This is a genomic window from uncultured Rhodococcus sp. (assembly GCF_963525155.1).
Classification (GTDB): Bacteria; Actinomycetota; Actinomycetes; order Mycobacteriales; family Mycobacteriaceae; genus Rhodococcus_F; species Rhodococcus_F qingshengii.
In genome coordinates this window covers 13358-25658 of record NZ_CAURKP010000024.1, presented here as the reverse complement: position 1 = coordinate 25658, position 12301 = coordinate 13358, and the positions used below count along the sequence as shown (strand labels likewise).

Below are 12301 nucleotides of genomic sequence, written 5' to 3'. Positions count from 1 at the left end.
CTTCTATTTTCTTGTCGGCAGATGCGGCGGAGCGCAACTTTTTCGGGCATTGAAAGTGCAGAATCGTCGAGATGGGTGTCGAGCTGTGTGAAGAAGGCGCGTTTTTGCAAACCGAAATGACGACGAATTTGGTCTGAGTTCGGTCCCCCGGTACGCAGATGTTCGCGCGCGAACTGGACTATTTGTTGCCGACTGCAAACAGGGGATCTAGCGTCCATTCCCGTTGGCTCCCTTTATGGTTGGATTGGATCAGATACCTGAGTCGGTGCGATTCGTATGCACCCCTTCGCCGCAGGTCTGGTCTGATCTTTCCGAAGTCGGAGTCGCGGAGATACATGCAGTTGTTCGAGATCGTTCCCCCGAAATTGAACAAACGCGCCAGACTGGATTGTGGCCATCGAGGCTGTACGTCTATCCATTTGCTGGTTGCTGAGCCGGCTGGTCAGTACGACACTGAATCGGTGATGTTGCCGGCCTATCGCCAAACGGTGAAGTGATTTTGCCAGGAGAACGACACGTTTTTGCCGGCATTCGAGACGACGACTCCGCGCGGATCGACCTCCGGCGGAAGGGGGACCGACCACATCATCTTTCCGTCGCGAGCCCTGATCGAATGCATGCCGGTGTAGTCGCTGAAGACGAAGTGATCGCCATCAGTCGCACCGCTTCGAACCCAGTACGCGTCTTGCCAGTGTGTTTGCCACAGTTGTCGGCCACTCTCGACGTCGAGACCCGAGATTGTGCGGGTCTCCGGCGACGTGACGAGGATTGTTTTTCCTACCACTGCGGCGATGGCGCTTCCTGTCCCGGCCGTCGCGGTGTTGACGATTTGTGAACTGCGCCAGAGTTCGTCACCCGACTCCGGATCGTAGGCGCCGTCGCCGAGAAACATCGGGACCGCCGTCGAGGGCTTACTCGGGTAGGACGACGATGAGTACGAGGGAATCGGTATCGCACGAATCGTGGATCCGTCGGAAGCCAAGAGGTTTTGGGTTCCGGCATATCCCGACCGGCCGCCGACACTGGTGAGGAACAATCCGTTCCCGGTCGGGACAAGCGAATCGCCCTCGAATCGGAATCGTTCGGCGCCGGACTGCAGATCGTAGATTCGATAGCGGTACTGCGGGTCCCCGCCGTCGCCCTGTTCCATCGCAATGACAGTGTCGGTGTGAGGGACCGAGTAGACGGCTCCGAACTTCTCACTTGGTTCGAAGGTACGCACGAAGTTGGCCGTCAAATTGGTTGTGGTGCCGCTGGCAAGAATTCGTGTTCGAACCGTTCCGTCCATCCTTTCGCCGGACGTGTACACGGTGTCTCCGGCGATGGTGGCGCCATTGAGATCGAAGTCGGTTCCGAGGTCGGACATCAGAGTTCCGGTCGCGGTATCGACAAAGATCATCCGTCGATCGCCCCAGCACGCGATGATTGTGGATTCGTTCTGCTGACTGCACTGGCCGATGACTCCGCCGATTCGCGTTTTCCACAGCGGACTTCCGTCGTCGGGATTCACCCCGACGAGTGTGACGGCACCGACTCCCTGACTCGACGAAGACTCGTCGGTCTTGGGAAGCGGATAAGCAGTCGCGGCCACCAGCACGTCACCGACTTGGTACGTGTTGCCGTAGCCGTAGTAGCTATCGAGCGTGGAAGGCATCGACAGCAGCACGTCCCCGGGGTTGTCCGTGAGCGCTCGGACATCGAGTTCCCAGGCTTGTTGCGGAGGATCGGAGAGGTCTACGTCGACAACGCCTTGCTCGACGATCGGACCGCCTGTCTTCTGCTTCGGCGATGCCGCATCACTGGAGTCGGAGATTACCGATACGACGATGAACGCGATCGCCACGAGCAATGCCAGTCCGAGTGCGACCAGTTTCCAATGTTCCTTCAACCGAAGCTGCATCGAAAGACCGTAACCGATCGATCAAACTGATCGGTTCGTTTCGCGGACGGCCGGCACGATGTCGATCGCGAGATCGAGCCCACGTGCTCGGTGTGACGAAGTGTGGTGGCCTCGTACGCACGAGACCACCACACCGACGGCGTCAGACGTAAGGCGAGTACGCCGGAAGATCCAACTGACCGTTGCCGGACAGCCCGATCACGATCACCTCGGGTTCGGTGACGGCACGGGCGTGAGCGATAGCGCCGGCAACCGCGTGGGTTGATTCCGGAGCCGGGATGATTCCTTCGGCGCGGGCGAAAATCAGACCTGCCTGGAGTGCGTCGTCCTGATCGACGGCAATTGCATCCATGAGTCCGAGGTTGACCGCGTGCGAGACCATCGGCGACATGCCGTGGTAGCGGAGGCCACCGGCATGGATGGCCGGCGGTACGAAATCCTTACCCAGAGTGTGCATCTTGAGCAGCGGCGTCAGGCCGGCGACGTCACCGAAGTCGTAGCGGTACTCGCCCTGAGTGAGGGACGGGCATGCCGACGGCTCGCAGGCGACCAGACGAGTCTTGGTGCCTTCGCGAAGGTTTCGTCCCAGGAACGGGAAGGTGAGTCCGGCGAGGTTGGAACCGCCGCCGGCGCAACCGAACACGGTGTCGGGGACTTCGTCGCCGGCTTCTTCGAGCTGGACCATTGCTTCCTGACCGATCACGGTCTGGTGCAGCATGACGTGGTTCAGCACGCTACCGAGGGAGTAGTGCGTGTTCGGATCCTGCGCAGCGACCTCGACGGCCTCACTGATGGCCATACCGAGCGAGCCGGTGGTGTCGGGATGCGACTTCAACAGTGCGCGTCCGGCTTCCGTCAGGTCCGAAGGCGACGGGTGACAGATTCCGCCGTACGCCTCCATCTGGATGCGTCGGTACGGCTTCGAATCGAAGGACGAGCGAACCTGCCATACCTCGACGTCGAGTCCGAGCAGCGCGCCCGCGAACGACAGCGACGCACCCCACTGTCCCGCACCGGTTTCGGTGGTGAGCTTGGTGGTTCCCTCGATTGCGTTGTAGTAAGCCTGCGCGACAGCAGTATTCGGCTTGTGTGAACCGACCGGGCTCACGCCTTCGTACTTGTAGTAGATGCGGGCAGGTGTGCCCAGAGCGCGCTCGAGTCGGTGCGCGCGGAACAAGGGAGAGGGCCTCCACATGCCGTAGATCTCGCGAACCGTCTCCGGGATCTCGATGTAGCGCTCGGTTGCGACTTCCTGCGCGATGAGGTTCATCGGGAACAGCGGCGCCAAGTCCTCGGGGCCGAGCGGCTCACGAGTGCCCGGATGCAGGTGCGGGGGAACAGGCTCGGGGAGGTCAGCCGCCAGGTTGTACCAGTGCGTCGGCACTTTCGACGGGATGGAGACGCCCAAAGGCTCGAGCGAACGGTTGAGTGGGGTGGTGGTCAACTAACTCTCCTTCGTGGATTCGGTACCTGATCTTGGCGGTCGTAGCGACGACGCGTACGGCATTTGCCGGATCGGGGATCCTGAGAGGAGCCTGCTGGACCACCCGATATCGGTCCGGGCAGCACGCAGTTGCGGCTGACCGTCAGCGGTCGGGCCACCAGAGGTGCGCAGTGAGCAGGGTCACGAGCCGATCGTACATCGGCACTCGCACCCTGCTCACGTCGGGCGCGGCTACATTCTCGCCATCCTTCGTCGGCGCGGCTACATTCTCGCCATCCTTCGTCGGCTCAGCTACATTCTCGCCATCCTTCGTCGGCTCAGCGGAAAATCATGCACGTCGTGGTTCCATGCGCCACCAACTTGCCGTTCTTGTCGAGGACCTTGCCCTCTGCGGTCGCGGTGCGCCCGCCCACGTGAATGACACTGCCGTGGGCTGTCAGCTCGTCACCGTCGAGAGGCACAGTGCGGATGTAGTTGAGCTTGAGTTCGAGGGTCGTGTAGCCGACGCCCGCGGGAAGCATCGTGTGTACCGCGCAGCCCATGACCGAATCGAGCAGCGTTGCGCAGATGCCGCCGTGAACAGTGCCGAGCGGGTTGCTGAAATCGGCACGCGGGGTCAGGGCGAAGCTCACCGATCCCTCGTTGACCTCGCGCATCTCCATGCCGAGGAGACGTCCGATGCTGGGTCGGTCGTTGACCTGTGTTCCCATCCAGCGGAGAAGTTCGAGGCCTGTCATCTGCGCCGGATCGACGGTTGCGGTTGTCTCGTCACTCATTGTTTCATCCCATCACTATGTAGGTCGTCATACATAACGTAGCGTATGAGTCGACAGGTGTACCGACGGCCGAAGGATCTGTGACATGGCAGAGCTGAGCTCACGTGATCGCATGATTCGTAGTGCGGTCGAACTGATCAGCCGCAACGGCGTCGATGCGACATCCTTCAGCGACGTCATCAAGCACAGCGGCGCGCCCCGTGGGTCGATCTACCATCACTTTCCAGGCGGCAAGACCGAGTTGATGGTCGAAGCTGTGCGCGCGGCCGGTGCGATCATCACCAGACGAATCAGCTCGGCTGCGGCTACCGGTTCCACGGCCGACGTGATCGAAGCGGTCGGAGACATCTGGCGACTCAATCTCACACGCTCGGACTTCGCGATCGGCTGCCCGGTGATTGCCGGCGGGTTGGCGCGTGCCAGTGAGCCAGAAGTCGCGGAAGTGTCGGCTGAGGTCATGCTGGGATGGCAGAAGTTGATCGAATCGCAACTCGAAACTGCGGGTTATCCTGCAGTGCAGGCAAAATCGATGGCAAACCTGACGATCACGTCGGTCGAAGGTGCAGTGGCGGTGTGCCAGACGACTCGAAGTATCGAGCCGCTCGAACAGGTCATCGCTTCACTGCAGGGGCTCTCTCGTTCTGAGGCTTGGTCCCGCTGAGCCTTCGGGGGTTGACTTCGGTCGTCAAGTATCCGTAACTTCATGTAACGGCTAATTGGGCAGGAGTAGGCGATGACACATTGGTTCGACCTCGAACCGGTCGGTGTCGATTTCTTCGACACGGCACCGCATATCTTCACGTACTCGATCGATCTCGCCGCCGAACCTGACGCCGTCTGGGCCGGTCTGACCGCCGACGAGCCTTTGTCGTGGTGCCGACTGCTCACAAAAGTGCACTACACCTCGCCGCGCCCCTACGGCGTCGGCGCGCGCCGAATCGCGGAGGTGGGCGGGGGTGCGATGCAGATGCGCGAAAAGTTCATCACCTGGGACGACGAAACGCGTCGGCACTCGTTTTACGTCGAACAGTCCAATGTTCCGCTGTTCCAATCCTTCGCTGAGGACTACCGCGTCGACGAGCTCGCAGTGGGTTCGAGACTGCAGTGGAATTTTGCATTCTCACCGCGTCCGAAGCTGTCGCTCGCGGTACGCGGTGGCCTACCGGTCAACTCACTGGTCTTCTCGAGCTTCGTGCGCGATACCAAGCGGCACTTCGGTTCTGCGCCACGCCATTGACTTTCTTCCCTTCATACGAGAGGCATCCATGACCACGCTCGGAGAATCGTTGACTTTGCCCTGCGGGCAGATCCTGCGGAATCGCACGATGAAAGCTGCGCTCAGCGAGGCCCTGGGTGACCGCACTCATGGACCGTCCACTCGCTTGGAAACGCTGTACGGTCGTTGGGGCAGTGGCGGGTTCGGTTTGCTGATCACCGGCAATGTCATGGTCGACCGATCGCAGATCGCCGAACCGGGCAATGTCGTCGTCGACGACGATCGTGATGCCGAAGCACTGACTGCCTGGGCCAAGACCGCCAAGAACGGCGGCGCCGAGATCTGGATGCAACTGAACCACCCAGGGCGGCAATCCAACCCGATTGCCAGCAGAGGTAGACCGGTCGCCCCGAGCGCGATCGCGCTGAAGATTCCGGGAATGGCGACGCCGCGAGAACTCTCGACCGCTGAGATCGACGAGATCATCGACAAGTTCGCGGAAACTGCTCGCGTCGCCGAGTCCTCCGGATTCGGTGGCGTGCAGATACACGCAGCGCACGGTTATCTTGTTGCGCAGTTTCTTTCGCCGTTGTCCAATCAGCGGACGGACGAGTGGGGTGGAGATCCTGAGCGTCGACGACGCTTTCTGATCGAAATCGTTCGGCGCATACGCTCTGCCGTTGCTCCGGGATTCGCAGTGTCGGTCAAACTCAACTCGGCTGATTTCCAGCGAGGTGGATTCTCGGAAGACGAGTCGCGAGAAGTAGTGCGCGCGTTGACCGAAGAGTCCGTCGATCTCATCGAGATCAGCGGTGGCAGTTATGAATCGCCGGCCATGATGGGTAAAGCGCAGAAGCAGAGCACTCGCGATCGAGAGGCATATTTCCTCGAGTACGCCGAGACAGTCCGAGCGATTGCCGGCGACATTCCCCTGGCGGTCACCGGCGGCTTCCGCTCGCGATCGGCGATGGTCGAGGCACTGGCTTCCGGCGCGTGCGACGTGATCGGCCTCGGCCGGCCGACGATCACGATCCCCGACGCGGCAACCGTTCTCCTGGAATCGGATCGGGAACGATTGACCGTGCCGACTGTTGAGTTCGGAGCGCGGAAGTTGCTGGGGAAGGTTGCCGACATCTCGATGCTCGACGGTGCACTCGACCTGCAGTGGCACACCGATCAGTTGCACCGGATGGGCGACGGAAGTGAGCCGGATCCGGCTCGGCCGTGGTGGAAGACCCTCGGAACGATGGTGAGGCGAAACGGAATCGATGCGCTTCGCCCCACCAAACGAGCGGCTTGATCAGTTCGGTGCACCGATGTTGAGTTCATCGGGATGCGCGCCGACGCGGGTACCGTCGTCGAGCGTATCGATTTCGCTCAGGTCGAGATCGGTGAGTTCGAAGTCGAATACGTCGATGTTCTGAGCGATTCGAGCATCGTGTACGGATTTCGGGATGACGATCAGGCCGTTCTGAAGGTGCCAGCGGATCAGGACCTGCGCGGCAGTCTTGCTGTGGCGGTCACCGATTCGAGTGATGATCGGGTCGGTAAGCAGGGTGTTGGGCTTGGACGCCTTACCCCAACCTGCGTTACTGGTACCGCCGAGTGGGCTCCACGATTCGACCTTGATCCCGTGCTCGGCGGCCTTGTCGCGAATGGCGTGCTGCGTGAGGTGCGGGTGCAGTTCCACCTGATCGACTGCGGGCAACAATCCACCGCGTTCGACGAGAAGCTGCAGATGATGCGGCTCGAAGTTGCACACCCCGATTGCCTTGGCGCGGCCCGATTCCGCGATCTTTTCGAGTGCGTCCCACGTGCGGAGGAGTCGGTCGTTGTCCTGCAGAGGCCAGTGGATGAGGTAGAGATCGACGTAGTCGACGCCGAGCTTGTCGATGCTGGTGTCGAAAGCCTTCAACGCCGGCTCGTAGCCCTGATCTGCATTCCACAGCTTCGTGGTGAGGAAGATGTCCTCTCGCGCGACGGACGAGTTGGCGATACCTCGTCCGACGCCTTCTTCGTTTCCGTAGGCGGCAGCGGTGTCGATGTGCCGGTAGCCGGCCTCGTCGAGTGCGAACCGTACTGCATGCTCGGTTTCGTCGTTGGTGGCCTGCCAGACTCCGAGGCCGAGTTGCGGGATCGTGGTTCCGGAATTCAGCGTGATGTCAGGAATGCTCATGGATCAAGGCTAGCGATCTCGAGCTGTCCTTGCCTGGGTCAGAGCTGCCTGGGTCAGAGAGTGGTAGCCGAGTACCCATGCGCCGCTGCAACACTGTCGGACAGGAGCAGGCCGTCGTGTGTGCTCAGACCTGACCCCAGGCCGGGAACTGTCGCGACCGCGTCCTTCCACCCCTTGTCTGCCAATGCGACGACGTACGGAAGCGTCGCGTTGGTGAGTGCGTAGGTGGACGTACGGGGGACGGCTCCGGGCATGTTCGCAACGCAGTAGAAGACCGAACCGTGTACCTGGTACGTCGGATCGGCGTGCGTGGTCGCGTGTGAATCCTCGAAGCAGCCTCCCTGGTCGATGGCGATGTCGACCAGGACAGAACCCGGTTTCATGCGCGCCACCAGACTGTTGGACACGAGAGTGGGAGCCTTCGCCCCTGGGACCAGCACTGCGCCGATGACCAGGTCGGCGTCGAGTACAGCCTGTTCGAGTTCGAGGCTGTTGGACGTGATGGTCTTGACCTGGCCGTGGTACAGCTCGTCGATCTCCCGCAGGCGAGCGATCGACAGATCGAGAACGGTGACGTCGGCCTGCATGCCGTAGGCCACGGCGATGGCGTTCTTGCCGGAGACTCCCGCACCGATCACCACGACCTTGGCGGGGCGCACTCCGGGTACGCCGCCCATCAGAACTCCGCGTCCGCCGCCGTGACGCATCAAGTGGTAGGCGCCGGCCTGCGGCGCAAGGCGTCCGGCTACTTCGCTCATCGGTGCGAGAAGGGGCAGTGAACCGTCGGAACCGACAACGGTTTCGTAGGCGATGGAGGTGGTCTTCGACGTCAGGAGCGCGTCGGTGCATTCTTTCGACGCCGCCAGGTGCAGGTAGGTGAAGAGCACCTGATCCTTACGGAGTCGCGAATACTCTTCTGCAATAGGTTCTTTGACCTTCAGGAGTAGATCTGCGTCCGTCCAGACCTGATCGGCAGATCCGAGGATCTGCGCGCCCGCGGCCTTGAAATCCTCGTCACTGAACGAGGAGCCGACGCCTGCACCCGTTTCGATGACGACCTCGTGCCCTCGGCCGACCAGTTCGTGGACGCCTGCTGGGCTGATGGCCACGCGGTACTCGTGGTTTTTGATCTCGCGGGGGATTCCGACCTTCATGACACGGCTCCGAACTGAGTCTGTTGTTTCTTCGAATGGCAGGTGCCAAGCATGAAGTTTCGTCGCCAAATAGTGAAGAGAAGTGAAGATAATTCTCTACGCTGTATGCATGGTGCGTGAAAGTTCAAAAATCGGTATTCAGACGGCTGCCTCGCCGAAGCATGTTCGGGCAGCAATGAAGTTGGACGAGATCGACCGGGTTCTGCTCGAAGAGCTGGCGAAGGACGCGAGGATTCCGAACAATGCGCTGGCTGCGATCGCGGGAATTGCGCCGTCGACATGCCTCGGACGTGTGCGCGCCTTGGTGGACAACGGTGTGATCAGGGGATTCCATGCGGACATCGACCCCGCCGCTCTCGGAATGGATCTGCAGGCGATGATCGCAGTTCGACTGCAGGCCAACGCGCGGTCGCATCTCAACCGGCTCGGTGACGACTTCGCCAAGCTGGACTCCGTGCTCAACGTGTATTTCGTGGCCGGTGTCGACGACTACATGCTGCACGTCGCTACGACGGATTCGGCGCAGTTGCGTGACTTCGTCGTCAACAATCTCTCGGCGCATCCGGCGGTTGCTGCGACCGAGACGATTCTGATCTTCGAACATGTCAGGCCTCGAGGCGGTACTGCCTGATTCGTTCTCACCTGATGGCGGGTCGACGCCCGGACCAGGCGTTCTCGAGGAGTTCGCTCAGGCCTGGCGGGGTGATCTCACGCGGGTTCGGATAAGCGGCGGCGGTCGCGAGTTCGACTGCACGGCCGATCTGATCGTGACTCATTCCCACCTCTCGCAGAGAGGTCGGTCCGCCGCACGAGGTGACGAGGTCGAAAACGCCGGTGGCGGCGTCGGATACACCCAAGGCAGTCGCTATTCGAGACATGACTTCCGGGACGGCAGGCGCGTTGAACGCCATTGCCTGGGGAAGGACAACGGCGTGGGTGGGAGCGTGCGGCAATCCGAAGCTGCCACCGAGGGTGTGGCACAACTTGTGATGAAGCCCCATACCGACTGTGCCCAAGCAGGTTCCGGCCAACCAGGCCGATTGCAGCAGATCTGCCCGGCCTTCCACATTTCTCGGATCGCCGACGATGATCGGCAATGCCCGGGCGATTCCGGAGAGTGCCTCGATTGCCATCGAGTCGGTGATCGGATTGGACTCGGCGGAATACAACGCTTCAACCGCGTGCGCCATCGCGTTGACAGCACTGGTGACCGTGGTGTTCAGCGGCAGATCGAGAGTGAGGTCGACATCGTATACGACGGTTTCGGGTCTGATGTCGGGCGACGAGCGAGTTGTCTTGCGTCCGTTGTCTGTTTCACCCAACACCGGAGTGACTTCTGAACCCGCATACGTCGTCGGAACGATGATCTGATCGACCCCCGCTCGTAGTGCCAGTGCCTTGGACAACCCGGTTGCCGAACCGCCGCCGATCGCGACGACGATGTCCACGTGATGGGTCTCGGCAAGCTTCAGCGCGGCTGTCGTGACTTCGGTCGGAGTATGCATCACAGCGCCGTCGAAGCGGACGACGGCCATGTCGCCGAGAGATTCGGTGACGTCGGCGGCAAGCGCGTCCAGTCGACGGCTTGCCAGCACCATCACTCGGCTACGGCCGAGCCGCCGCACTTCTTCGGCGATCTCGCGGATCGTCCCTTGGCCGAAGACAATTCGTGCCGGTGAAGCGTCGTACGAGAAGGACTTCATGTCATCCCTGCGAAACGGTGGCGTGCATTTCCCAGACGATGACCTCGGCACCGGTATCGGAACTGACCTGCTGGCCTCCGCCGCCGGACACGCGCACCGCGTCACCTTGTTCGAGCACGCCGACGCCTTCCATGGCCGCCTGACCGTCGGCGACAAAAACGTGCAGGAACGGTGCGTCGGGCAGGGTCACGGGCTGTCCGGGTTGCAGACGCGCGACGTGCATCGCGGCGTACTTGTTCTTGATCCGGATTGCCGAGTGATCGGCGTACGCGTCCATGCCGGAGGCGACGGGAACCAGACCACCGGCAAGCAATTCGGCGTCGATCTCCAACTGCTCGTAGCCGGGGGTGATTCCGGCTTCGTCGGGGATGACCCACATCTGGATGAAGTGAACCGGGTCGCTGTGCTTGTCGGAATGCGCACCCGCCACGTCACCGAGTCGCCACGAATCGTTCTTCTCCGAATGCAGGATGCCCGTTCCGGCGCTCATCCGCTGGGCTAGACCGGGGTAGATGACACCCGAATGACCCATCGAATCCTGATGTACGAGAGAACCTCTCAGTACCCAGGTGACGATCTCCATGTCCTGGTGGGGATGGGTGTCGAATCCCATTCCGGGCGTGACGATGTCGTCGTTGTTCACCAGAAGAAGACCGTGGTGAGTGTTCTTCGGGTCGTAGTGATTGCTGAACGAGAACGAGTGCTTCGAGTCCAGCCAGCCGGCATTGGACTTGAAGCGATCCCCGGATCGACGGATATCGAGGTTCGGCTGCGACAGAGTGGAGGTCATGGTGTGCCTTCCGAATGGTGTGGGGGAGAGCAAGTTTTCAGAGGACGTGATTGCCGTACATCTCGCCGAGAGGGTCTGCGATCAGCTCGAGTCGAGCGCCGTCGGGATCGCGGAAGTACAACGAGACCTCGCTGTGCTCGATCAGTTCGACGCCGGCCTCGGTCAGTTGGGTGCGCAGCTTCGCCCACTTGGCAGGTTCGACGCTGATCGCGATGTGGTGGAGGCCGCCGAGTACTTCTTGGTACGGGCCCACGTCGAGACCCGGGAAGTCGAAGAAGGCCAGAAGGTTGCCATTGCCGATGTCGAAGAAGAAGTGCGACGACCCGGGATAGTCACGGTTCTCGATCAACTCGGTGAGTGGGAATCCGAGGAGATCCTGGTAGAACTTCACGGTTCGTTCGACGTCACTGCTGATCAGGGCCGTATGGTGCAGGCCGCGTGCGGTCGATGCGGGTCGTTTGTCGGCGGGGAGCAGATGTCGATCCCTGATCTCGGCCCGGCGTTCCTCGAACTGCACTGCGTTGTTGTCGCTCATGGCGCCCGCCTCTCGGTTGAACCTTCTCTTCGAACAGGTAGTTGACTGATCAACTACATTGAGAATAGATCATTTGATTTCGTTGTCAACTACTTCGGATATGCTGGTGTCATGGAATCGACGCGGTGGTTGAGCGACTCGGAGCAAACGGCCTGGCGGGCTTACCTGGACTCGACCCGACTGCTCCAGCGTGTTCTCGATCAGCAGTTGGTGCGAGACTCCGACATTTCCTTCACCGATTTCGAACTGCTGGTCGCTCTCGCCGAAGCGCCCGGCCGGCAACTGCGCATGAGTGAGCTCGCCGACGCTGTGATGGCTACCCGAAGTGGTGTGACCAGGGCCGTAAATCGATTGGTCGGTGCCGGGTGGGTGCGCCGGGTCGAGTGTGTCGACGACAAGAGGGGCGCTAATGCGGAGCTGACCGACTCGGGTGCCGAGAAATTGGCGTCGGCAAGCCCGGCGCATGTAGCCGCAGTACGGGAGAGCATGTTCGATCTGCTGAGCCCGCGGGATGTCGAGCGGCTGGGTGTGGTCTTCGGTGAGATGCGTCGGCACCTTCTCGAGGCCCAAGCAAGTAATTGACAGAGCAACGGCCCATGTCACGTAG

General features: G+C 61.1%; 13 protein-coding genes. 5 read left to right on the top strand and 8 right to left on the bottom strand.

The window, feature by feature from the left end; genetic code table 11:
- Positions 1-475 precede the first annotated feature (475 nt).
- The 3 genes from RWT78_RS08205 to RWT78_RS08195 form a co-directional block, all read right to left on the bottom strand.
- Positions 476-1900, bottom strand: a complete 1425-nt coding sequence (locus tag RWT78_RS08205; protein ID WP_314675205.1) for a PQQ-binding-like beta-propeller repeat protein — start codon at positions 1898-1900, stop codon at positions 476-478.
- 142 nt (positions 1901-2042) lie between these two features.
- Positions 2043-3344, bottom strand: a complete 1302-nt coding sequence (locus tag RWT78_RS08200) for a TrpB-like pyridoxal phosphate-dependent enzyme (RefSeq protein ID WP_161120947.1) — start codon at positions 3342-3344, stop codon at positions 2043-2045.
- A 317-nt stretch (positions 3345-3661) separates the two neighbouring features.
- The gene (locus RWT78_RS08195; protein ID WP_003945940.1) at positions 3662-4120 is read right to left on the bottom strand and encodes a PaaI family thioesterase; all 459 of its coding nucleotides are present in this window, start codon (positions 4118-4120) and stop codon (positions 3662-3664) included.
- Between the two features lie 85 nt (positions 4121-4205).
- Here RWT78_RS08195 and RWT78_RS08190 point away from each other — a divergent pair, with 85 nt between their 5' ends.
- The 3 genes from RWT78_RS08190 to RWT78_RS08180 all read left to right on the top strand — a co-directional run bounded on the left by RWT78_RS08190 (position 4206) and on the right by RWT78_RS08180 (position 6636).
- A complete protein-coding gene (locus RWT78_RS08190; protein ID WP_007734151.1) occupies positions 4206-4781 on the top strand; it encodes a TetR/AcrR family transcriptional regulator in 576 nt (191 codons plus the stop codon).
- Between the two features lie 72 nt (positions 4782-4853).
- Positions 4854-5357, top strand: a complete 504-nt coding sequence (locus RWT78_RS08185) for an SRPBCC family protein (RefSeq protein ID WP_314675200.1) — start codon at positions 4854-4856, stop codon at positions 5355-5357.
- Positions 5358-5385: 28 nt separating this feature from the next.
- Positions 5386-6636: an NADH:flavin oxidoreductase/NADH oxidase family protein gene (locus RWT78_RS08180; RefSeq protein WP_003945637.1), complete on the top strand. Its 1251-nt coding sequence runs from the start codon at positions 5386-5388 to the stop codon at positions 6634-6636.
- On the opposite strand, the gene RWT78_RS08175 is transcribed toward RWT78_RS08180, so the two are convergent.
- Complete coding sequence (locus tag RWT78_RS08175) at positions 6637-7512, bottom strand: aldo/keto reductase (protein WP_007734162.1); 876 nt, start codon at positions 7510-7512, stop codon at positions 6637-6639.
- Positions 7513-7565: 53 nt separating this feature from the next.
- Positions 7566-8666: an alanine dehydrogenase gene (gene ald / locus RWT78_RS08170; protein WP_003945541.1), complete on the bottom strand. Its 1101-nt coding sequence runs from the start codon at positions 8664-8666 to the stop codon at positions 7566-7568.
- 109 nt (positions 8667-8775) lie between these two features.
- Here ald and RWT78_RS08165 point away from each other — a divergent pair, with 109 nt between their 5' ends.
- Positions 8776-9297, top strand: coding sequence for an Lrp/AsnC family transcriptional regulator (locus RWT78_RS08165; RefSeq protein ID WP_003945867.1), 522 nt, complete (start codon positions 8776-8778; stop codon positions 9295-9297).
- A gap of 7 nt (positions 9298-9304) precedes the next feature.
- On the opposite strand, the gene RWT78_RS08160 is transcribed toward RWT78_RS08165, so the two are convergent.
- Genes RWT78_RS08160 through RWT78_RS08150 form a run of 3 tightly spaced genes read right to left on the bottom strand, consistent with a single transcriptional unit; the run spans position 9305 to position 11694 of the window.
- A complete protein-coding gene (locus RWT78_RS08160; RefSeq protein WP_314675194.1) occupies positions 9305-10369 on the bottom strand; it encodes a maleylacetate reductase in 1065 nt (354 codons plus the stop codon).
- A 1-nt stretch (position 10370) separates the two neighbouring features.
- Positions 10371-11159: a pirin-like bicupin family protein gene (locus tag RWT78_RS08155; protein WP_003945744.1), complete on the bottom strand. Its 789-nt coding sequence runs from the start codon at positions 11157-11159 to the stop codon at positions 10371-10373.
- Positions 11160-11196: 37 nt separating this feature from the next.
- Positions 11197-11694, bottom strand: coding sequence for a VOC family protein (locus tag RWT78_RS08150; protein ID WP_054781329.1), 498 nt, complete (start codon positions 11692-11694; stop codon positions 11197-11199).
- Positions 11695-11805: 111 nt separating this feature from the next.
- On the opposite strand from RWT78_RS08150, the gene RWT78_RS08145 reads away from it, so the two are divergent.
- Positions 11806-12276: a MarR family winged helix-turn-helix transcriptional regulator gene (locus RWT78_RS08145; protein WP_007734171.1), complete on the top strand. Its 471-nt coding sequence runs from the start codon at positions 11806-11808 to the stop codon at positions 12274-12276.
- The last annotated feature ends 25 nt before the right edge of the window (positions 12277-12301 follow it).